This window comes from Neotamlana sargassicola (genome assembly GCF_020523965.1).
GTDB lineage: Bacteria > Bacteroidota > Bacteroidia > Flavobacteriales > Flavobacteriaceae > Neotamlana > Neotamlana sargassicola.
Map to the genome: position 1 here is coordinate 156,132 of NZ_JAJAPX010000002.1, position 21,455 is coordinate 177,586.

20 protein-coding genes are annotated in these 21,455 nt (G+C 33.7%); 8 read left to right on the forward strand and 12 right to left on the reverse strand.

Annotated features, from left to right (window positions below):
• Nucleotides 1-39 precede the first annotated feature (39 nt).
• Nucleotides 40-2,889, reverse strand: a complete 2,850-nt coding sequence (gene gcvP, locus LG651_RS05485; RefSeq protein WP_226695149.1) for an aminomethyl-transferring glycine dehydrogenase — start codon at nucleotides 2,887-2,889, stop codon at nucleotides 40-42.
• A 119-nt stretch (nucleotides 2,890-3,008) separates the two neighbouring features.
• Between gcvP and LG651_RS05490 the strand changes: the two genes are divergently transcribed.
• Nucleotides 3,009-3,842: a hypothetical protein gene (locus tag LG651_RS05490; protein ID WP_226695150.1), complete on the forward strand. Its 834-nt coding sequence runs from the start codon at nucleotides 3,009-3,011 to the stop codon at nucleotides 3,840-3,842.
• Here the strand turns inward: LG651_RS05490 and LG651_RS05495 are convergent.
• The 8 genes from LG651_RS05495 to LG651_RS05530 all read right to left on the reverse strand — a co-directional run bounded on the left by LG651_RS05495 (nucleotide 3,828) and on the right by LG651_RS05530 (nucleotide 10,313).
• Complete coding sequence (locus tag LG651_RS05495; protein ID WP_226695151.1) at nucleotides 3,828-4,082, reverse strand: hypothetical protein; 255 nt, start codon at nucleotides 4,080-4,082, stop codon at nucleotides 3,828-3,830. The genes LG651_RS05490 and LG651_RS05495 overlap by 15 nt on opposite strands.
• Before the next feature lie 3 nt (nucleotides 4,083-4,085).
• Nucleotides 4,086-4,640: a sigma-70 family RNA polymerase sigma factor gene (locus LG651_RS05500; RefSeq protein WP_226695152.1), complete on the reverse strand. Its 555-nt coding sequence runs from the start codon at nucleotides 4,638-4,640 to the stop codon at nucleotides 4,086-4,088.
• 423 nt (nucleotides 4,641-5,063) lie between these two features.
• Nucleotides 5,064-5,432 (reverse strand): hypothetical protein, encoded by a 369-nt coding sequence (locus LG651_RS05505; RefSeq protein WP_226695153.1) that lies wholly within the window; start codon nucleotides 5,430-5,432, stop codon nucleotides 5,064-5,066.
• A gap of 4 nt (nucleotides 5,433-5,436) precedes the next feature.
• Nucleotides 5,437-5,784, reverse strand: a complete 348-nt coding sequence (locus tag LG651_RS05510) for a hypothetical protein (RefSeq protein ID WP_226695154.1) — start codon at nucleotides 5,782-5,784, stop codon at nucleotides 5,437-5,439.
• A 51-nt stretch (nucleotides 5,785-5,835) separates the two neighbouring features.
• On the reverse strand, nucleotides 5,836-6,339 hold the full coding sequence (locus LG651_RS05515; protein WP_044631060.1) for a GbsR/MarR family transcriptional regulator: 504 nt from the start codon (nucleotides 6,337-6,339) through the stop codon (nucleotides 5,836-5,838).
• Between the two features lie 96 nt (nucleotides 6,340-6,435).
• On the reverse strand, nucleotides 6,436-8,478 hold the full coding sequence (locus LG651_RS05520; protein WP_226695155.1) for a M3 family metallopeptidase: 2,043 nt from the start codon (nucleotides 8,476-8,478) through the stop codon (nucleotides 6,436-6,438).
• 152 nt (nucleotides 8,479-8,630) lie between these two features.
• Complete coding sequence (gene purE, locus LG651_RS05525) at nucleotides 8,631-9,110, reverse strand: 5-(carboxyamino)imidazole ribonucleotide mutase (RefSeq protein ID WP_226695156.1); 480 nt, start codon at nucleotides 9,108-9,110, stop codon at nucleotides 8,631-8,633.
• A gap of 45 nt (nucleotides 9,111-9,155) precedes the next feature.
• Nucleotides 9,156-10,313, reverse strand: a complete 1,158-nt coding sequence (locus tag LG651_RS05530) for a 5-(carboxyamino)imidazole ribonucleotide synthase (protein WP_226695157.1) — start codon at nucleotides 10,311-10,313, stop codon at nucleotides 9,156-9,158.
• Nucleotides 10,314-10,448: 135 nt separating this feature from the next.
• Between LG651_RS05530 and LG651_RS05535 the strand changes: the two genes are divergently transcribed.
• The 3 genes from LG651_RS05535 (at nucleotide 10,449) to LG651_RS05545 (ending at nucleotide 15,081) form a co-directional block, all read left to right on the forward strand.
• Complete coding sequence (locus tag LG651_RS05535; RefSeq protein ID WP_226695158.1) at nucleotides 10,449-11,558, forward strand: adenylate kinase; 1,110 nt, start codon at nucleotides 10,449-10,451, stop codon at nucleotides 11,556-11,558.
• A gap of 79 nt (nucleotides 11,559-11,637) precedes the next feature.
• Nucleotides 11,638-12,636, forward strand: coding sequence for a GTPase ObgE (obgE, locus tag LG651_RS05540; protein ID WP_226695159.1), 999 nt, complete (start codon nucleotides 11,638-11,640; stop codon nucleotides 12,634-12,636).
• Between the two features lie 144 nt (nucleotides 12,637-12,780).
• Entirely contained in the window at nucleotides 12,781-15,081 is a 2,301-nt protein-coding gene (locus LG651_RS05545; RefSeq protein ID WP_226695160.1) for a S9 family peptidase, read from the forward strand.
• Nucleotides 15,082-15,198: 117 nt separating this feature from the next.
• Here the strand turns inward: LG651_RS05545 and LG651_RS05550 are convergent, their stop codons facing one another.
• Nucleotides 15,199-16,299, reverse strand: coding sequence for an alpha/beta hydrolase family protein (locus LG651_RS05550; RefSeq protein ID WP_226695161.1), 1,101 nt, complete (start codon nucleotides 16,297-16,299; stop codon nucleotides 15,199-15,201).
• Between the two features lie 113 nt (nucleotides 16,300-16,412).
• Between LG651_RS05550 and LG651_RS05555 the strand changes: the two genes are divergently transcribed.
• The 4 genes from LG651_RS05555 (at nucleotide 16,413) to LG651_RS05570 (ending at nucleotide 19,552) form a co-directional block, all read left to right on the forward strand.
• Nucleotides 16,413-16,934, forward strand: a complete 522-nt coding sequence (locus LG651_RS05555; RefSeq protein ID WP_226695162.1) for a DUF4136 domain-containing protein — start codon at nucleotides 16,413-16,415, stop codon at nucleotides 16,932-16,934.
• 36 nt (nucleotides 16,935-16,970) lie between these two features.
• Nucleotides 16,971-17,696, forward strand: a complete 726-nt coding sequence (locus LG651_RS05560) for an SDR family oxidoreductase (RefSeq protein ID WP_226695163.1) — start codon at nucleotides 16,971-16,973, stop codon at nucleotides 17,694-17,696.
• Nucleotides 17,697-17,840: 144 nt separating this feature from the next.
• On the forward strand, nucleotides 17,841-18,848 hold the full coding sequence (locus LG651_RS05565) for a YHYH protein (RefSeq protein WP_226695164.1): 1,008 nt from the start codon (nucleotides 17,841-17,843) through the stop codon (nucleotides 18,846-18,848).
• 107 nt (nucleotides 18,849-18,955) lie between these two features.
• A complete protein-coding gene (locus LG651_RS05570; RefSeq protein ID WP_226695165.1) occupies nucleotides 18,956-19,552 on the forward strand; it encodes a hypothetical protein in 597 nt (198 codons plus the stop codon).
• Here the strand turns inward: LG651_RS05570 and LG651_RS05575 are convergent.
• Entirely contained in the window at nucleotides 19,542-20,924 is a 1,383-nt protein-coding gene (locus tag LG651_RS05575) for a T9SS type A sorting domain-containing protein (protein ID WP_226695166.1), read from the reverse strand. The two genes, LG651_RS05570 and LG651_RS05575, sit on opposite strands and share 11 nt — an antisense overlap.
• Nucleotides 20,925-20,926: 2 nt before the next feature.
• On the reverse strand, nucleotides 20,927-21,424 hold the full coding sequence (locus LG651_RS05580) for a hypothetical protein (RefSeq protein WP_226695167.1): 498 nt from the start codon (nucleotides 21,422-21,424) through the stop codon (nucleotides 20,927-20,929).
• Nucleotides 21,425-21,455 lie beyond the last annotated feature (31 nt).

Sequence of the window (21,455 nt, forward strand, 5' to 3'; positions counted from 1 at the left end):
TTTAATTTTATAATTTATTACGATGTTCAAAGGCTAATTTTAAGCCTCAATATAATCTTCAATTGGTGCGCATGAACATACTAAATTACGGTCGCCAAAGGCATCATCAACGCGACGCACACTTGGCCAAAACTTATTGTTTTTTACGTAGTTTAACGGGAATGCGGCCTTTTCTCTTGTGTATGGTAAATTCCACTCGTTGGCGGTAATCATTTCTAGAGTGTGAGGTGCATTTTTTAATACGTTGTTTGGCTCGTCTTTCGATACAGAATCGATTTCATTTTTAATTGAAATCATGGCATCACAAAAACGATCTAATTCTGCTTTACTCTCACTTTCAGTAGGTTCTATCATTAAAGTTCCTGCCACAGGGAAAGAAACAGTTGGTGCATGAAAACCGTAGTCCATTAAGCGTTTCGCAATATCCGAAACCTCAATGCCGTTAGCTTTAAAAGGACGACAATCAACAATCATTTCGTGAGCCGCTCTACCACGTTCGCCAGAATATAAAGTATCAAAACTCCCTTCTAAACGCTTTTTAATATAATTAGCATTTAGTATGGCAATTTTAGTAGATTCTGTTAAGCCTTCTGCTCCTAACATTTTAATATATCCATACGATATTAAACATACCAATGATGAGCCAAAAGGAGCAGCAGAAATTGCAGAAATAGCTTTTTTTCCTCCAGTTTTTACAACCGGGTTTCCAGGTAAAAACGGAACCAATTGTTTGGCTACACAAATAGGTCCAACACCGGGGCCACCACCACCGTGAGGAATAGCAAAAGTTTTATGTAAATTTAAATGACAAACATCGGCACCAATTTGCCCAGGGTTAGTTAAGCCAACTTGTGCGTTCATGTTAGCGCCATCCATATATACTTGTCCGCCGTTGTCGTGAATAATTTTAGTAATTTCTTTAATAGCCGATTCATAAACCCCGTGAGTAGACGGGTAAGTTACCATTAAACAAGATAAGTTATCTTTGTGTAATTCTGCTTTTTCACGTAAATCGTCAACATCAATATTTCCTTTTTCTGTAGATTTTGTTACAACAACCTTCATGCCTGCCATTACTGCGCTTGCAGGGTTTGTTCCATGAGCTGATGATGGAATTAGGCATATGTTTCTATGATGATCGCCACGCGATTCATGGTAAGCTTTTATAACCATTAAGCCCGCAAACTCACCTTGTGCACCAGAATTTGGCTGTAAAGATGTTGCTGCAAAACCTGTAATTTCGGTAAGTTGATCTTCTAGTTCTTTTAAAACAGTTAAATAACCTTTGGCTTGTTTGGCTGGTACAAATGGGTGAATGTTAGCCCATTTAAAAATACTTAAGGGTAGCATTTCCGAAGCAGCATTAAGCTTCATAGTACACGATCCTAAAGAAATCATGGATTGGTTTAAAGCTAAATCTTTGCGCTCTAAAAATTTAATGTATCGCATTAATTCCGTTTCGGAATGATAGGTGTTAAATACTTCCGATGTTAAAAATTCAGATTGGCGTTGCAGGTTTTCTGCAATATGATTTGCTTCTTCTAAATCTTTAATTTTAATTGTTTTTTTATCGGCAGCTTCAGCAAAAACAGAAATTAAATAATTTAAATCTCGAATAGAAGTCGTTTCGTTTATAGAAATGGTTACCGTATTTTTATTAGGGTAGTATAAATTGACTTTTTTGGCGGTAGCGATTTTTTTAATGCTTTTTGCCTTAGCTTTTATTTGAAGCGTATCAAAATACGATGTGTTTTCTTGTTCGTAACCTAAATCATTCAAAGCCTTTTCTAAAGCTACAGTTTTATTGTGTACACTATTTGCTATAAATTTTAAACCTTTAGGCCCGTGATAAACAGCATACATGCTTGCCATTACAGCTAGCAAAACTTGGGCAGTACAAATATTTGAAGTGGCTTTATCGCGTTTAATATGTTGCTCGCGAGTTTGCAAAGCCATACGTAAAGCGCGGTTGTCGTTAACATCTTTTGTAACTCCAATAATTCGTCCAGGAATATCACGTTTGTAAGCTTCTTTGGTTGCAAAATAAGCAGCGTGTGGACCGCCATATCCCATTGGTATTCCAAAACGTTGCGTGGTTCCAACAACCACATCGGCACCAAATTTACCAGGTGCTTCAAGTTTTACTAAACTTAATATATCGGCAGCAACGGCTACCTTAATGTTATTGCTGTTTGCTTCTTCTATAAAAGATTTTATATCGGTAACTTGACCATGTTTTCCAGGATATTGAAGTAGTGCCCCAAAGAATTCTTGAGAGAAATCAAATTCACTTTCTTTACCAATAACCAATTCTATACCAATTGGTAAGGCTCTTGTTTCTAGGAGTGATAAGGTTTGTGGTAAAACATCTTCAGAAATGAAAAACTTATTAATACCTGCTTTTTTTTGATCGCGTGCTCTAACGGCGAAAAGTAAACTCATGGCTTCCGCAGCAGCGGTACTTTCATCAAGTAAAGAGGCATTTGCTATTTCCATTCCGGTTAATTCAATAACCATGGTTTGAAAATTTAAAAGGGCCTCTAAACGGCCTTGAGCAATTTCGGCCTGATAAGGCGTGTAAGCTGTATACCAACCTGGGTTTTCTAGAATATTTCGTTGTATAACGGCAGGTAAAATAGTAGGGTGGTAGCCTAACCCAATATAAGTTTTGTATGCTTTATTTTTTTTAGAAAGTTCATGAATATGCAATAAGTATTCATGCTCTGTCATGGGTTCGTCTAAATCAAGATTGTTTTTTAGTCGAATATCATCTGGAATAGTTTCATAAATTAACTGGTCAAGCGAGTCAATTCCAATAGTTTCAAGCATTGATTGTTGGTCGTTTTCACGTGGACCAATATGACGAAGAGCGAAAGCATTTGTGTTCATTAAAACGAAATTGATATATTTTTCGCAAAAATAAACAATAAAATGCGTGTTTTGTTGCAAATAATGTAAAGTTTTCAACCAAATAAAAACCTTATTAACACTTTGGTTATTTTTGTAAGATGAAAGTATTAAAAAGACTTTTTAATTTTTATTTGCAAAGTAGTATTCATGTAGCTTTAGCGGTAGTTTCCTTGGCTTGTGTTACTTTTTTTAACTATAAAGTTTTAATAGACTTTAACATGTTGTTTTTTTTGTTTTTCTCTACTATTACTGGATATAATTTTGTGAAGTTTTATGGTATAGCAAAATTCCACCATCGTAGTTTGGCAACATGGTTAAAATACATTCAAATATTTTCGTTTTTCTGCTTTGTTTTTCTGTGCTTTTTTGCTTACCTATTACAAACTAAAACCTTATTGTATATTTTGGGGTTTGGTGTGGTTACTTTTTTATATGCTATTCCGTTTTTGCCTAAACATATTTTTGTTGATAGTAAGCAAAATTTAAGAAGTATTAGCGGATTAAAAATTTACTTAATCGCCTTAATTTGGAGTGGTGTTACGGTAGTTTTACCATTAATTGAAGCAGATTATGTTTTAAATGCCGATGTTGTTTTATCGCTTATGCAACGGTTTATTTTTATTGTAGTTTTAATGTTGCCGTTCGAGATTCGCGATTTGCGTTATGATAGTTTAAAACTATCGACAGTGCCACAAAAAATTGGTATTAAAACCACAAAATGGGTGGGTGTTTTTTTATTATTTGTGCTTTTTTTGATGGAGTTTTTTAAAGATGAAACCACACATTTAAAATTGCTTACTTTGGCCTTGGTTTGTTTTTTAACAGGAGGATTTGTTGTTGGCTCGAAAATTTATCAAGGAAAATATTACAGCGCATTTTGGGTAGAAGCAATTCCTATTTATTGGCTGTTATTGCTTTTAATGTTTAGATAATTCTTTTTTAAATTTCATTTCTAACGCTTCTCTTTCTTTTGGATTAAGGCATTCTGCGTTCGATGACTTGACTACTTTAGTGAGCTTTTTGTTTCTTTTGTAATATTTTTGAGTTACGTTACAATACATAAGACGAACGCTTAGTTTAAATTTTTCCCAAGAGCTTGCCTCGTCATACTGTGCTTTATCACAGATGTGTTTTGCTTCGTCACAGCTTATAAAAAATACACTTTTCTTCATGTTTTACAACCAATTTTTTTCTAAACAATCTGCCATTGCGGTTCTTGCTCTATGGATTATAACCCAAAGGTTAGACGCTGTTATATTCAATTCATTACAAATAACTTCTGTTTCGTAATTTAAAATGGTTTTCATTTTAAAAACGTCAGCTTGTTTTTGCGGTAGTTTGCTTAAACAGCTGTGAATAGCGTTACCAAGTTCTGCGTTTTGTAAAGTGTCTTCAGCGGTTTTGTCAAAAGGATCGGCAACGCGTTCTTCTAGCCAATCGCCTTCACTTTCGGCATCATCGTTGTAACCTATTCTAACTTCAGCTTTACCTTTATTAGAATTAATTTTTCTGTAATAATCTATAATTTTTCGTTTTAAAATAGAGATTAACCATGTGCGTTCACTGGCATCTCCTTTAAAGTTTTTCATAGATTTTAAACCAGCCAAAAAAGTTTCAGAAACTAAATCTTGAGCCATTTCTCGATCGTTTACTCTCGATATGGTATAATTAAATAAGTAATCGGAGTATAAATCGATCCACTTATTAGGGTTAATTTCATGTTTTGGCATCCTAGGGAGTTTTCTTTTTTCAAAAATAGAATAAAAAAATTAAAATTCTATCGTCTTTTAATTAATAGGCCTTTGTGTTTTTTTAATAAATAGTTAATGTATACATGGTAAGTGGCAACAAGCATTGGTACTACAATAAAAGAGATTATTAGTAGAATTAAATAGTCATGGTTTTTAAGCATATATGAAATACCCATTAATATAAAACTTATTAAAACTGCTAGCCAATAGTTAGAAAGATGCTTTTTAACCGAAGTAGGAAATTGGTCTGTTTTAAGTGAAAATATTAATGCAAAAATGAGTTGTATTGGGCCTAATAATATCTGAGCGTATAAACCATAGATATAATAGTAATATGCTAGGTAGGGAACTATTGTTATAAGGTAAAAGAAGCAGTTTATATAATACAAGGTTTTCATAGGTTTATTTTGTTTGGTTAGATTTTCGTCGGCCTCTAAAAAATAAAAATAGGTTTATAAATAGCATAACACCAAGGTAAATGGTGAAGCCTCCTATTTTTTTGCTTAATAACTCCATTAATGTTTGGCTGGTTATTGGAGTTTGACTGTAATAGTGAATTTGCATAATAAAAAGGGCGAAACCTATATTAATTAAGTAAAAGCCAGTTTCAAAAAGTTTATTGGTGGCCAAGGCAATGGTTTCTTTTCCTTTAAAAATATCAATCATAAAAATTTTGCCATTTTTAAAGAGCATTTTCGATACAAAAATTGTTAGTGCAATTACAATTGGTAAATAAATAACGTAACCGATTATTAGTTTTGATTGTTCCATGTTGTTAAATTTTAATGTTTGATTTGTTTAAATAAGTAATCCAGAAAATATTATTAAAATGAAGTGTTGCAAGAATTAGTAAAATAAGCCCGATGTTTTTGGTTAATGAATTTAAAAGTTCGACTCCATTTGATACGTTTTGCCAAAGTGAAATTGAAAATATGGTATAGCCTATGTTTACTAAATAATAGCCTATTAATAGTAAGTTGTTTACTTGTTTTGCGAATGTTGTGTTTTGAAGTATTTTAAATAGAAATACAGCTCCGTTTTTATAAAATACCCAACCTGTTTTTATAGTCACGACAGATATCGTTGGTAAAAAGATGCTATATGCGAGTATGTTATAATTCATTCTATTGTTTTTAAACTTTCAGTAAATATTGAAAGTTGTTTTTAAATTTTTTTATTTAAAAAGTTTAAGTAACGATTTTGTAAGCCAGTTTTGGTTTTGGTTCACTACTTTATTAATCATTAAATCCATTGTATCTGTTAGTTCGTGTAAAGCTTGGGTTTGTTTTATGAGCTCTTTGGTGTTTTCATTACCATCATCTTTAATCGATGATACTTCTTTTAATACTTTTATTACAGGTTTTATTTCTCGTCGACTACGTTCTTTTGCTACAATTCTGGCTAATTCTTGCACATCTTTTTCGGTTGAAAAATATTCTTTTCTTTCGCCAGGTATAATTTCTTTGGTAACAATTCCCCAATCCATAAGCTGTCTTAAATTCATGCTGGTGTTACCACGAGATATTTTAAGTTCTTCCATAATATCTTCCATAGATAATGGTTTTGTTGAAATAAATAACAACGCTTGTATTTGAGCCATGGCCTTATTAATTCCCCAAAGCGAACCTAAACTTCCCCAAGTGCTTATAAATTTTTCTTTGCCTTCTTTGTAATTCATGCGTCAAATATATAAAACATTTTAAACTTTCAAAAATTATTGAAAGTTTATTTCAATTTTAATGTCGATGTTTTTGGGCATCGACATTAAATGAATTTATTTTTCAATTAATCCTGCACGCTTTAATAAAGCTTCAGGCTGAGGTTCTTTTCCGCGAAAGCGTTTGTATAAAACCATAGGATCTTCTGTACCGCCTTGCGACAACACATTGTCTTTAAATTTTGTAGCCACCGTTTTACTAAATATACCTTCTTCTTTAAAATATTCAAAGGCATCGGCATCTAAAACTTCGGCCCATTTATAGCTGTAATATCCAGACGAATAACCGCCTTGAAAAATATGAGAGAACGATGTGCTCATGCAGTTTTCGGCAACATCTGGGTACAATTGTGTATTTTTAAAAGCTTCTAATTCATGTGCTTTAACTGAATTTATGGTTTCTGGCGATTCAATAGCATGCCAACTCATGTCTAATAAACCAAAACTTATTTGGCGTAAGGTTTGCATGCCTTCGTTAAATGCTGCCGAAGCTTTTATTTTTTCAACTAAATCCATTGGTATAACTTCGCCTGTTTCATAGTGCGTTGCAAAAAGTTCTAAAGCTTCTTTTTCGTAACACCAATTTTCAAAAACTTGGCTTGGTAATTCAACAAAATCCCAAAATACGCTTGTTCCCGATAAACTTGGATAAGTGGTGTTAGCCAGCATGCCATGTAAGGCGTGACCAAATTCGTGAAAAAGTGTAGTTACTTCGTTAAAAGTTAACAGCGACGGTTTGCTTTTTGTGGGTTTTGTAAAGTTGCATACTATAGATATGTGTGGTCGATCGTTTTTATCGTCCTTTATATATTGAGGCTTGTAAACGGTCATCCACGCGCCACCACGTTTTCCTGCTCTTGGGAAAAAATCTGCATAAAAAATGGAAATGTAATTGCCTTTGCTATCTGTTACTTTGTAGGTTAAGACGTCGTTGTGGTATTTATCGATGTCGTTTATTTCTTCAAATTGAAGCCCGAATAGTTTATTGGCAATTGTAAATACACCATTAATTACGTTTTCTAGCTTAAAGTATGGCTTAAGTTTCTCGTCATCTAAATCAAACAATTTTTGTTTTAGTTTTTCTGAGTAATACGATGCATCCCATTTTTGTAATTGGTCTATGCCGTCTAATGCTTTCGCAAATTCACTGAGTTTGTCAAACTCTTTTTTGGCTGCAGGCTTTGCTTTTGCTAATAAATCGTTTAAAAATGTGGTTACGGTTTCTGGGTTTTTCGCCATACGCTCTTCTAATACAAAATGAGCATGAGTTTTATAACCTAGTAAATTAGCACGTTTATGGCGCAGTTTAACAATTTTTAAAACGATATCTTGATTGTCTAATTCATCATTATTAAAGCCTTTTGATGCAAATGCTAGCGAGAGTTTTTTTCGTAATTCGCGGTTTTTTGCATAGGTCATAAATGGTACATAGCTTGGATATTGCAAAGTAATAATCCAACCGTCTTTACCTTTTTGTTCTGCCGTATCTTTAGCATCTTCTATGGCGCTTTCTGGTAGGCCATCTAAATCGGCTTCGTTGGTAATGTGCAGTTCGTATTTATTGGTTTCGGCTAGAACATTTTCGCCAAATTTTAGGCTTAGTTGACTTAATTCTTTATCTATTTCGCGAAGTTCTTGTTTTTTATCTTCTGGTAAATTAGCACCATTTCGTGAAAAGCCTTTATATTTTTTATCTAATAGCGTTTGTTGTTCGGTAGTTAAATTTAGGTCGTTTTTAGTATCGTAAACCGCTTTTACTCGTTTAAATAAGGCTTCATTTAATGTTACATCGTTACTGAATTCTGATAGTAATGGCGATACTTCTTGAGCTATTTTTTGTATTTCTTCGTTGGTTTCGGCAGAATTTAAATTAAAAAAAATGCTTGAAATTCTGCTTAGTTGCTCACCAGAAAAATCTAAAGCTTCAATAGTATTTTTAAAATTTGGAGTTTCAGGATTATTCGCGATTTCATCTATCTCGACTTTAGCATCGATTATTCCTTTTTTAAACGCTTCGAGGTAGAAACTCGTTTCAATTTTAGCGAAAGGTGCGGTGTTATATTTAGTGAGGAATTTACGATTTAATAGATTTTCTGCCATTTTGTTTAAAATATGTTAAAAAAATGATTTTATTATGAGTGCACAGTATTTTTTTTGTATAATTGTGCACAGCAATTTAAAGAGTGACTAACTCTTGAGAATTATTGTTAATAGCTAAGCAAAGCCTTGAAGAAATTCAAGGCTTTTTTTATTTACAGGTCTTTGGCAGACTCGTGTACTTTTAGTTTTAGTCCTTCTTTGTAAGCTACAACCTTATCTAACACACACTTATCGTGCGAACCAATAATTTGTGCCGCTAAAATACCTGCATTTTTTGCTCCGTTTAAGGCAACAGTAGCAACTGGCACGCCTCCTGGCATTTGTAAAATTGATAAAACTGAATCCCAACCATCAATAGAATTACTGCTTTTTACAGGAACGCCAATTACAGGAAGTGGCGATAAAGAAGCTACCATACCTGGTAAATGTGCAGCGCCACCAGCACCGGCAACTATAACGTTAATTCCTCTGGTGTGTGCATTTTTACTGTAATCGAATAATTTTTCGGGTGTGCGATGCGCCGAAACAATATCTACTTCAACTTCAATATCAAATCCTTTTAAAATATCTATTGCATCTTGCATAACAGGAAGGTCGCTTTTGCTTCCCATAATTACGCCTACTTTACTCATGTTTTTTTGTGTTTAGTATTAAATTTTAAACTTCAGAATTAAAATTTATTCACTTATTACTTTAATTTTCTTTTTTACTTCTTCGGCAATTTTACGGGCCTCATTTAAATCTTCATCAACTATGGTTACATGTCCCATTTTTCTAAACGGGCGTGTTTGTTTTTTGCCATAAACATGTGGTGTAACGCCGTCCATTTTCATAATAGCTTCAATGTTTTCGTATATAACATTGCCGGTGTAACCTTCGGCGCCAACTAAGTTTACCATAACGCCTCCAACTTTACTGTCTGTTCTTCCTAAAGGTAAATTTAAAATAGCGCGGATATGTTGCTCGAACTGCGAGGTGTAACTAGCTTCAATAGTTTGGTGCCCTGAATTATGAGGTCGTGGTGCTACTTCGTTTATTAAAATTTGGTCGTCTTCGGTTTGAAACATTTCAACCGCTAATAACCCAACATGATTAAAAGCCTCCGATACTTTTAGAGCAACTTCGGTTGCTTTTTTGGCAACAGCTTCATCAATTCTAGCCGGACAAATAACATATTCTACTTGGTTGGCTTCAGGGTGAAATTCCATTTCAACAACAGGGAATGTTTTTATCTCGCCAGAACTATTTCTTGCAACAATTACTGCCAATTCATTTTTAAAAGGTATTAGCTGTTCGGCTATGCATTCGCCAGTTGGTAAGCCTTGTAAATCTTCAATTTTTCTTACCATTTTTACACCATTACCGTCATAACCAAACTGTGCTGCTTTCCAAACAAAAGGCAAAGTTAAACCTCCGTTGTTAATAGCGTCTTCAATTTCAGATAAGTAAGCAAATCGCGTAAATGGAGCCGTTGGTAAATTGTTGTCTATATAAAACAATTTTTGTTTGGCTTTGTTTTGTATGGTGCGCAAAGTTTTCGCGGCTGGATAAACTTTTATGCCTTCTTTTTCTAAGGCTTCTAGAGCATCAACATTTACATTTTCAATTTCAATGGTAAGCACGTCAACTTGTTTTCCAAAGTTATAAACGGCGTCGTAATCCATTAAATTTCCTAAATGAAACTCGTCGCAAGCAATTTTGCTTGGAGCATCGTTGCTCGCCTCTAAAACACAGGTGTAAATGTCAAATTTTCGGGTGTTGTAAAGCAGCATTTTTCCTAGTTGTCCGCCGCCTAAAATTCCTAATTTAAAATCTGAAGAAAAGTAATTTGTCATGTGTAAATGCTAAAAACTCGTTTTTTGATACGCAAAAATACATTTAAAATATTTAATTAGTAATTAAAACAGCGACCAAAAAAGGTGGTAAAAGTTAATCTATTAACTATATTTGCCACTTTAAAACCATTTTGTGTGATAAAGCTACACGACAAATATTTTAAACCTTTTATTTCTGCAGCCCAAATAGATAAGGCTATGCAAAAACTAGCCGATGATATTTTAAAGGATGTTGGCGACGAAATACCAGTTTTTGTAGGCATTTTGAACGGGTCGTTTATGGTGGTTAGCGATTTTGTAAAGAAGTATAAAAATCCATGCGAGGTTACATTTATAAAATTAGCTTCGTATGAAGGTGTTAAATCTACCGAAGATATTCAGCGTTTAATTGGTTTAACTCAAGACTTAACAGGAAGAACTGTTGTTGTACTTGAAGATATTATTGATACTGGAAATACCCTTGCCGAAGTGCATCGTATTTTTAAAAACGAAAAGGTAAAATCGCTAAAAATTGCGACTTTATTTTATAAACCAGAAGCTTACAAAAAAGATTTTAAACTACATTACGTGGGTATGGAAATTCCTAACAAATTTATAGTAGGCTATGGCTTAGACTATGATGGTTTAGGAAGAAATTTACCCGAAGTATATCAAATAAAAGACACACAACACATGACAAATTTAGTGCTATTTGGTCCTCCAGGAGCAGGCAAAGGAACACAAGCTAACTTTTTAAAAGAGAAATATAATTTAGTGCATATTTCTACCGGAGATGTTTTTAGATATAATATTAAAAACGAAACGGCTTTAGGAATGTTAGCAAAATCTTATATGGATAAAGGTGAATTAGTTCCAGACCAAGTAACTATTGATATGTTAAATGCCGAAGTTGAAAAAAATGCCGATGCTAATGGTTTTATTTTCGACGGATTTCCAAGAACTAATGCTCAAGCTGAAGCGTTAGATAATTTAATGGATACTAAAGATTCTCAAATTAATGCGATGATTGCGCTTGAGGTTGATGATGAAATTTTAGTAGAGCGTTTACTTAAACGTGGAGAAACCAGTGGAAGAGCAGATGATGCCGATGAAGCTATTATAAGAAACCGAATTAAAGAATATTACCAAAAAACGGCAATTTTAAAAGATTTTTATTCTGCACAAGATAAATATTATGGCGTTGATGGAGTAGGAAGCATTGAAGATATTACAGTGCGTTTAAGCAGTGTAATTGACAGCTTGTAGAAGGTGTTTATTCGTTTAGTTGTTTAGCCGAAACATGCGCAACTAAACAACTCCACAACAAACAAATAAACAAAACAAAATGACTGAAGGAAATTTCGTTGACTACGTAAAAATGTATGTAAGTTCAGGTAATGGCGGTAAAGGTTCCGCACATTTACACCGCGAAAAATACATTGCAAAAGGCGGACCTGATGGTGGTGATGGTGGTCGTGGTGGTCATGTTATTGTGCGTGGTAGAGCAAACCTTTGGACATTATTACACTTAAAATTTAAAAAACACACCAGAGCAGGACACGGCGAACATGGTAGCAGTGGCCGCAGCTTTGGTGCCGATGGCGAAGATGTTTACATCGATGTACCTCTTGGAACCGTAATTAGAGATACGGAAACCAACGAAATACTTTTTGAAATTACCGAAGATGGCGAAGAAAAAATACTAGCTCGAGGCGGTAAAGGTGGTTTAGGAAACTGGCATTTTAAAAGTGCTACAAATCAAACACCGCGTTATGCGCAACCAGGTTTACCCATGGAAGAAAAGTACGTTACCATGGAGCTTAAAGTACTTGCCGATGTTGGTTTAGTTGGTTTCCCAAATGCTGGTAAATCTACATTATTGTCGGTGTTAACTGCGGCAAAACCTAAAATTGCAGATTATGAGTTTACTACTTTAAAACCTAATTTAGGTATTGTAAAATATCGCGATTTTCAAACCTTTGTTATGGCAGATATTCCTGGTATTATTGAAGGTGCTGCAGAAGGTAAAGGTTTAGGTCATTACTTTTTACGTCATATTGAACGTAATTCTATCTTGTTGTTTTTAATTCCATCGGATGCTCCAGATATTAGAAAACAATATGATATTCTGCTCGATGAACTTAAGCGTTACAATCCAGAAATGCTTGATAAAGAACGCATGATTGCCATATCGAAAAGTGATATGTTAGATGATGAGTTAAAAGCAGAATTGAAAACTGAATTGGATATCGAATTGCCAATTCCATATATGTTTATTTCTTCGGTGGCTCAAAAAGGAATTACAGAGCTAAAAGATACGCTATGGAGAATGTTAAACGCTTAGTTAACAGTTTTTTGGATGTCGTTATTTTCCTTAAAATTTAGGATTATTTAGTAGCAATATCGAATAAAACTCTTACTTTATGTAACAAAGTAAGATGCTTTTATACTTATCGATATCTATTGTTAACTAAATCCAGAATATTTAATGAAATCAAATCGTCAATTACTCGTTGTTTTTACACTTTTACTTTGTACTTTTTTTGCAAAAGCACAAGACATAACAGGCTCTTGGAAGGGCACTTTAAAAGTTCAAGGTATGGAAATGCCCTTAATTTTTAATATTTCTCAAGAGAATAATGTCTTAAAATCTACTATGGATAGTCCGTCTCAAGGAGCATCAGGAATCCCAATGGACGAGACTACTTTTACAGACAATACCTTAACTATATTATTTAAACAAGCTGGAATAAAATACACAGCATCACTAGAAGGCGAAACATTTAACGGTACGTTTAATCAAGGTGGAAATGCTTTGCCACTAACCTTAACAAAAACGGTAATTACGTTACCTGGAAATCCCGATTTGGTGTCTTCAGAAGCCGAATTAAAAGCGCTTTCTAGTTTGTCGAAAGGGCAATATAAATATAGTGTTGAAGATTATTTTTCAAATCCAAAAGGGTATACATTTCGGTTTTCTCCTAACGGAAAATATCTGTCTTATCGAGAACGCGATGAAAATGGAAAACAACATGTGTACGTAAAAAATATTGAAACGGGCGAGGCTAATCGAGTTATTGTAGAGTCAGAAGAATTAATTCGAGGTTATGGTTGGTTAAATCACGAACGTTTGTATTATGTAATGGATAAAGGTGGCGACGAAAATAATCACATTTATGCTATAAATTTAGATGGAACTAACGATAAAGATTTAACACCTTTCGATGGGGTGAAAGCCAATTTTTCGGAACTTTTAAAGGAAGATAAGGATCATATAATTGTGGAATTAAATAAAAATAATCCACAGGTTTTCGAACCTTATAAACTAAATGTAGTTACTGGAGAAATAACACAGCTTTTTACAAATGATGATATTAATAATCCTATTTCTGGATATGAATTCGATAAAGACGGGAATTTAAGAGGCTACACCAAAATGAAAGATGGTGTATTTAACGATTTGTATTATGAAGATGGAGAAGGTGGATTTAAATTTATGAAGCAATTAAGCTGGAAAGATAAATTTGGTATTATTGCCTTCGATTACTCAACCGAGTATGCTCATGATGCCTACGTGGTTTCAAATTTAGAATCCGATAAATCTGAAATTCTCTTGTGTGATCTAAAAAGAATGAAAGTAATTGAAAAGGTGTTTTCTAATCCTAATTACGATGTAAGTAGCATGGGGTTGTCTAAAAAAAATAACTATGCGATCGATTATTTTTCATATGAAGGCGAAAAAAATGTATTAATACCTGTTAGCGATACTTATAAAAAAATTGACGCCAAGGTAAACGAAGTTTTACCAAACATGCAATATTACGTTTTAGATAAAACCGAAGACGAAACTAAGTTTATGCTTTACGTAACAAGCGATAAGCTTTATGGTGTTTATTATGCGTACGATTTGCAAAAAGATGAGTTAAAAGAAATTTATAATACCATGCCACAACTTAACCCCGTTGATATGGCCGAAATGCGACCTATAAGTTTTACAAGTCGCGATGGTGTTACAATTCATGGTTATATTACTTTACCAAAAGCGGCATTAAATGGGGAAAAGGTACCTGTAATTGTAAATCCTCATGGAGGACCTCAAGGTGTTCGCGATTCTTGGGGGTTTAATCCAGAAACCCAATTGTTTGCTAGTCGAGGATATGCAACTTTACAAGTTAACTTTAGAATTTCGGGTGGTTATGGGCGTGCTTTTCTAGAATCTGGGTTTAAACAAATTGGTCGTAAAGCTATGGACGATGTTGAAGATGGCTTAAAATATGTTATCGATAAAGGTTGGGTAGATGGTGATAAAGCCGCAATTTATGGCGCTAGCCATGGTGGTTATGCTGTTTTAAGAGGCTTAACTAAAACCCCAGATTTGTATGCTTGTGGCGTAGATTATGTTGGGGTTTCAAATCTTTTTACATTCATGAAATCTATACCACCTTACTGGAAACCTTACTTAAAAATTATTAAAGAAATTTGGTATGATGAGGATGTAGCCGAAGAAAAACTTATTATGGAAGAAGTTTCTCCTGTTAATCACATCGATAAAATTAAAAAACCATTATTTGTTGTTCAAGGTGCTAACGACCCTAGAGTTAATATTGATGAATCCGACCAAATTGTTAGTGGTTTACGAGCCAGAAATGTCGATGTACCTTATATGGTAAAATACGATGAAGGTCATGGATTTGGAAAAGAAGAAAACACAATTGAATTGTATAAAGCAATGTTAGGGTTTTATGCGAAGCATTTAAATGAAGAACAAAGAGAACCTATTAAAGATTAATTATTGAGAAATAATTTGGTATATAAAAATGTCATCTCGAACATTGTCCTAAAGTATAAATGGTCTTAAGAGGAAGTTTTTATTTTTAGTAAATATCAATGTTTGAGACGGCTTTTTTTATTGCGTATTTTTTAAAATCCAATCTTTAATAATATTTAAGGCTTCTGGCGAAAAAGTTTCATCAATACTACTGTACTCATTAATCATGCCTGTTTCGCAAGTTTGAAATAAGTGATTTAAGTCTGCTAATTCTAGTAACGTAACATTTTTATTATCGGTTAATTTTAAGGCATTGCCTATACTTTCCAAATTTAATTTAGGCAAAACCTGTACGTCTTTACTGCCGTTCAAAGCTAAAACAGGACAGGTAGTTTTTTCAAGGTAATCTTTAGGTTCGGTTCTAATAAAAGTTAAAAGCCAAGGTGAGTTTAAAACCTTAAACTGTTGCTCAATCATTACCGGTGTAATAGCGTTAGCAATGGGCGACATTGGGTTTTTAAACTTATAATCGTTTAAAGTATCTGTTATTTTTGTTTTTATAATGTCGTTATCATTTTCATTTTGAATAATACTGTAAATAAGGCTAGAGAGTTTCTCGTTTTCGTTAATAAACATTTCTGGTGTTCCAGATAATTCAGCTATTTTTCGCGATTGCGATTTTAAAATTTCAGCGCCGTTTACACCAGGTCCAGCAAGTAATACGCAAAAGGCAAGAGTTTTGTTTTTTGATGCTACTATGGGGGCAATTAATCCGCCTTCGCTATGTCCAATTAAACCTATTTTGGTAGTGTCAATATCGGTTCTCGTTTTTAAATACTTTATGGTTGCTTCAACATCTGTAGCAAAATCGAAAGTAGTTGCAGTACTAAAATCGCCTTCAGATTCTGCAATGCCTCTATCATCATATCGTAAAACAGCAACGCCATGTTTAGATAAAAAATCGGCTAAAACCCAAAACGGGCGATGGTTAAATTGTGTGACTTCTTCATTTCTATTTTGAGGTCCTGACCCCGAAATTAAAATGGCAACGGGTGCTTTTTTTGTGTTTTTGGGCAAGGTTAAAGTACCTGCAAGTTTAATGCTATCGGCTTCGGTATTGATAAAATAAAGAGCTTCAGAAGTGTAGTTAAAAGGAGGTTTAGGGTCTTGAGGTCTTTCGTTTTGCCCATGTAAAAACGTAACAATTAATGTGGCAAACAAAGTAAAAAGTCGTTTCATGTGCTTAATATGTGGTGTTATGCTTCAAGATACTATAAGTTTCACAAATATTTAGCATAAAAACTTAAATAGAAAGTACGTTTTTCTGTTAATTTTAAATAAAAATTAAAGTTATGAGATTTTTACTAGTCTTTTTAGTAGCCATTTCAACCTTATCATGCGCAACCGTTAAGGTAGATTATGATTACGATAGTGCTGCCAATTTTAATAATTATAAAACCTATAATTATTATGCCGATATGAAAACAGGTTTTAGCGAATTAGATACAAATCGTTTACTCAATGCTATTGATAGCACTATGACTACAAAAGGATTTTACTTAGCAGATAGTCCAGATTTTTTTATTGATATAAAAAGTGAAGCTTTTCAAGCAGCACCCAGACAAACTGTTGGTTTAGGCGTTGGCGGTAGTGGCGGACATGTAGGTGGAGGCATATCTATAGGAATTCCTGTTGGAGATTCTAGCTTTAACCGTATTATAACTATCGATTTTGTTGACGAGAATAAAAAACAACTCTTTTGGCAAGCCGTTGCTGAAACATCATTAAAATTAAATAGCACACCCGAGCAGCGTGAAGCTAAAATGCAAGCGATTGCTAAAAAAATATTGGCAGCATATCCGCCAGAATTATAATTTAAAAGAAAAACGAACAATTAAATAAACTATATTTTGAATACATTAAAACATAAAACCGCTTTAATAACCGGCGGATCAAAAGGCATAGGTTACGCAGCGGCTTTAGCTTTATTAAATGAAGGTATTAACGTTGCTGTAACGAGCAGAGGTAAAGAAGCTGCCAATAAAGCGGCTTCAGAATTAAACAAAACTAAAACTACAGAAGCTGAAGCTATAGGCGTAGAAGCCGATGTTAGAAGTTTTGAAAGTCAAGAAAATGCCGTAAAAGCAATTTTAGAGCGTTTTAAACAAATAGATATTGTAGTTGCCAATGCAGGTTTAGGGCATTTTGCAAGTATAGAAGATTTAACTTTGGAACAATGGCACGACATTATAGATACCAATTTAACAGGTGTTTTTTATACCATTAAAACTACGGTTGAAGCTTTAAAGCAAACTCAAGGTTATTTTATTAGCATTTCGAGTTTAGCGGGAACAAATTTTTTTGCAAAAGGGTCGGCTTACAATGCGAGCAAATTTGGTGTAACAGGGTTTACCCAAGCCGTAATGTTAGATTTACGCCAGCATAATGTAAAAGTTAGTACTATAATGCCAGGTTCTGTATCGACTTATTTTAACGGAAGAACACCAAGTGAAGACGAAGCATGGAAAATTCAAGGTGAAGATATAGGCGAGTTGGTGGTAGATTTGCTTAAAATGAATCCGCGTACTTTACCAAGTAAAATAGAGGTGCGCCCAACCATGCCGCCACAAAAATAGAATACGAAGAATTTAGATTTTTTTTTGATAATTAACGATTGAAGCTACATCTGTAGTTTTGGTCGTTTTTTTTTATTTATTCAAGCACAAGTTTTTTGTGAGTAAAGCATCTAAAACTATAAATCACGAAATTTTATATTAAATATGAAAAGTAATCTCATCTATAGTTTTGCAATCGCGTCTGTGTTTATGTTGTTTAATGCTTGTAGTGGGGCAAGTTCCTCAGATGATGAGGGTGATGAAACCTCTGAAGCTTCAACATTAGTATTAAATACAAGTTTATTTTCAAGCTATTCGCGAACTAGTGAGTTTGAGTTGGTAGATTGTACGTTGTCTGATGGAACGGAAACAAAATGTTATAAAGTAAGTTATACAAATTCACCTGAAGCTTGGGGTCCAGGTTGTCCTGAATATGTTGGTGAAGTAGGAGGCCTTGGTGTTTGGGATGGAAATACCAACCCAGGTTTACGAGCTTTAGATGATGAACTTTGGGCAGATTTTGCCACCGACGGTTACGATATAATTAACGACGATGGTTCAATTAATATACAAATTCCTGCTGGTGGTCCTGGTTCTGGTTTCATTGATGCTGGTTCTGGAATAAATGGCTCATGTTTAGATGCTAATTTAAACGATTTAACCATTACCTATTACATACCAGCGTATCCTGTAAAAACAACAAGAGCTTCTACAACAACTACTTTAGAGTATTGGGGCGTATCTTTAGATGGATTTCCTTATGCCGAACAACCACCAGGAGCAGCAAGTGCGGTTGGTGCGGCAATTCCAGCTTTAGACCCATGTGGTGGGCATCCGCAACCCGATGGGCCTTATCATTATCATTTAATTCCACAGGTAGTAAATCATTTATTAGATCAGGAAGGTGTAACCAGCGTTTCGTGCACAAATATTGAGCAAACAAGTAGTGAAGTTGTGGGTTACGCACGCGATGGTTTTGCTATTTATGGCTATGAGGATTATGATGGTTCAACACCAACAGATTTGGACGATTGTAATGGGCACACACATGTAACCGATGAATTTCCAGAAGGTATTTATCATTATCATATTACTAATGAAGATGTGCCAAATATTTTGCCATGTACTTATGGTGCAACAGTTGCAAGTAATAGTTTTTCAACATACGAATAAATTAATTTAAACTTTTAGAAGCAAAAGCGTTGTAACTAAATATGTTTTGCTTCTTTTTTTGATGTCTTTTTAATATGAAATTTTTCCTAAAGTGTTTTTGCATTTGTTTGCTTGGGTTTCAAAGTTTAGCATTTGCGCATAACCCATATCAATCTTCATTAAAATTACATGTTTTAGAGCATGAAGGATGGTTGGCCATAAGCTTATCTCAATACGGAATAGAACAAGCCTTAGTAAAAAAATATCCCGAGTTAGATTTAAAGGCGGTAGATTTAACAGAGTTTAAGGAGCTTTTAATTAAATATCTACGAGAAACCATTGCGATATCAATTAATGGTGAAGCCTTAAAAATAGGTAAAGGCGCTATTAAGTTAGGAAACCATCAAAGCGATTTAAAATTTAAAATTAATTATTTGCCAGCTAATCCGAATATTATAAAAGTTACTGCACCCTGTTTTGAAGAAAATCAAAATCAAATAAACTTTTTTCAGATTGTTTATAAGGATTCTCATGTTCGAGAAAAACTTACCAAGGACAACGCGTTTAGTGCTTCTTTTCTTATTGAAAACAATACCGTTGCAGTTTTTTCAGAATCTGATTCTGAAAATTTTTATAACAATTATATTTTATGGGTAAGTCTTGCAATTGTAGCTATTGCTATTTTAATTTTTGTATTTAAAAGAAAAAATAAAACTACAGCTTAATAAGTTTTTTTGTAGATAACAACGCATTATCAGAATAAAAATTGGCTAAATAAACTCCGGAGTTTAATTTGCTAATATTTATACTTTCGGTTTCAAAATTTTTAAGCTTTAATGTTTTTATTCGCTTACCGTCTAAACTTATAATTTCAATTTTTAGGTTAGAATTATTTCCGTTTTCAAATGAAAAACTAATGGTGTTTTTAGTAGGATTTGGATACATTTTAATACTCAAATTGTTTTCGCTACTAATAGTTTCAATACCTAAAGTAGAGTAATTAATGCTCCAAGTTACGGTGTGTATATTTATGGTTTCGTAATTGTCAATTCTTATGAGGCTTGTGTTGTCTGTAATGGCAGTTACAAGTGTGTTTTCACCTTCAATTAAATCGGTTTCGTTAATAGAAATTTCATCTAAATTATTAGCAAAAATATCGTTGTTTAATGTCCAAGTGCTCTCCAATGTATTTGGGTCTGGCTTAATTAAAGATAGGCTAAAATTAATTGGAAAGTCTGTTGCTTCAATTGTATTGCTATTTGGTAAATAACTATCAATTGGAGAAACCAATTCATGAATTTTTGCCACCATACCTTCTTTACAAACCGAGCAAAATCCTTTGTCTATTTTTTCCATAATGCAGTTTTGGTGTGGTTTATACCAATCTGCACAATTTCCCGTGTCGCAAGTATATTGATAAATGCCAACGCTATTTGTGTTAATCCAGTTTTTCCATTTAACTAAAGCGGCATCGGTTTCTTGTGTCATGTTTAAAGCTTCTGCCGCTAATTCATCTCCAGGGTAATATTCATCTTTTAAATCGAACAAGGAATGTCCTAGTTCATGCATAATTACATTATTTCCCCAATAACCATTATAAGCCATAGGGAAACTACCACCGCTGCCACCATAATCGGGAGAATTTACTAAAATAAGTCCCACATCATAATTTGGTGTATTATCGGCTAGAACACTGAGTATTTTTGCTTCGGTATTGTTGGCACTATACCCATCGACTTCGTAATAAAGTAAATATTGATTGCCAAAAGCTTCGTAAGTGGCGTTAAAATAAGTGTCTACGTAAGTGTTTGTAGAAGGCCTATCGGCACCACTTTCGTTAGATGGTACTTTCACTGCATAAACGTTAAAATAGCTAGCATAATTTGAAAAAGGAGGTTGAGCAAAAACGGTTGAGGTGAATTTTTCCGCATCAGAAATAAAATCTGATAATTCACTTTCTTGATAGCCTTCACTTAAAATAACTAGGTTAATACGATTATTGTCATCACCAGAATATTTAATAGTTTCAACATCAAAAACCTGAGCGTTTAAAAAGCTTGATAACATCAATACGATAAAAAATTTAACCTTTTTCATTTTTAATCCAGTTTTGTGGTTATAAGCTCTGTGGTGCTTTTTTTGTTATCGGTTATTACAAGTAATCTTAAATAATGCGCTTCAGGATGTAATTGTAATTTAAGTGAAATTGGAGCTTTTTTTAAAATGTGTTTTTGTCGTGAAAACTCAAGCGATTCGTTTGATGTTTCGGTAAACTTAATTAACGGATTTTTTATATAGTCAATGTGAATTGCTTTAGAATTTTTATCTAATTGCACACATTTAATATCATCAATATTGGGTTCGTTAGTAAATTTATGACTTTGGGTTTTTACCAAGCCATCTGTGATTTTTTTACTAATTAGTTGTATTTTTTTTGTGTTTTCTTCCTTTGCTTCTAAAGTGTAATTAATAAATAACAGTTTAGGGTTTTCGGTAATAGGAATGCTATTATAGCCAATTTGTTTTTGCCCACCACAAGCTAGAAGGCATAACAAACCAAGCAGGAAAATTAATTTAAAAGATAAAAACCGTTTCATAGGCGTAATAGATTTTGGGGCAAATCTGTTA

Bases quoted from the DNA above. Each gene is read 5' to 3' on its own strand.
- gcvP (WP_226695149.1), bottom strand. From the start codon at position 2,889: ATGAACACAAATGCTTTCGCTCTTCGTCATATTGGTCCACGTGAAAAC.
- LG651_RS05490 (WP_226695150.1), top strand. From the start codon at position 3,009: ATGAAAGTATTAAAAAGACTTTTTAATTTTTATTTGCAAAGTAGTATT.
- LG651_RS05495 (WP_226695151.1), bottom strand. From the start codon at position 4,082: ATGAAGAAAAGTGTATTTTTTATAAGCTGTGACGAAGCAAAACACATC.
- LG651_RS05500 (WP_226695152.1), bottom strand. From the start codon at position 4,640: ATGCCAAAACATGAAATTAACCCTAATAAGTGGATCGATTTATACTCC.
- LG651_RS05505 (WP_226695153.1), bottom strand. From the start codon at position 5,432: ATGGAACAATCAAAACTAATAATCGGTTACGTTATTTATTTACCAATT.
- LG651_RS05510 (WP_226695154.1), bottom strand. From the start codon at position 5,784: ATGAATTATAACATACTCGCATATAGCATCTTTTTACCAACGATATCT.
- LG651_RS05515 (WP_044631060.1), bottom strand. From the start codon at position 6,339: ATGAATTACAAAGAAGGCAAAGAAAAATTTATAAGCACTTGGGGAAGT.
- LG651_RS05520 (WP_226695155.1), bottom strand. From the start codon at position 8,478: ATGGCAGAAAATCTATTAAATCGTAAATTCCTCACTAAATATAACACC.
- purE (WP_226695156.1), bottom strand. From the start codon at position 9,110: ATGAGTAAAGTAGGCGTAATTATGGGAAGCAAAAGCGACCTTCCTGTT.
- LG651_RS05530 (WP_226695157.1), bottom strand. From the start codon at position 10,313: ATGACAAATTACTTTTCTTCAGATTTTAAATTAGGAATTTTAGGCGGC.
- obgE (WP_226695159.1), top strand. From the start codon at position 11,638: ATGACTGAAGGAAATTTCGTTGACTACGTAAAAATGTATGTAAGTTCA.
- LG651_RS05545 (WP_226695160.1), top strand. From the start codon at position 12,781: ATGAAATCAAATCGTCAATTACTCGTTGTTTTTACACTTTTACTTTGT.
- LG651_RS05550 (WP_226695161.1), bottom strand. From the start codon at position 16,299: ATGAAACGACTTTTTACTTTGTTTGCCACATTAATTGTTACGTTTTTA.
- LG651_RS05555 (WP_226695162.1), top strand. From the start codon at position 16,413: ATGAGATTTTTACTAGTCTTTTTAGTAGCCATTTCAACCTTATCATGC.
- LG651_RS05565 (WP_226695164.1), top strand. From the start codon at position 17,841: ATGAAAAGTAATCTCATCTATAGTTTTGCAATCGCGTCTGTGTTTATG.
- LG651_RS05575 (WP_226695166.1), bottom strand. From the start codon at position 20,924: ATGAAAAAGGTTAAATTTTTTATCGTATTGATGTTATCAAGCTTTTTA.
- LG651_RS05580 (WP_226695167.1), bottom strand. From the start codon at position 21,424: ATGAAACGGTTTTTATCTTTTAAATTAATTTTCCTGCTTGGTTTGTTA.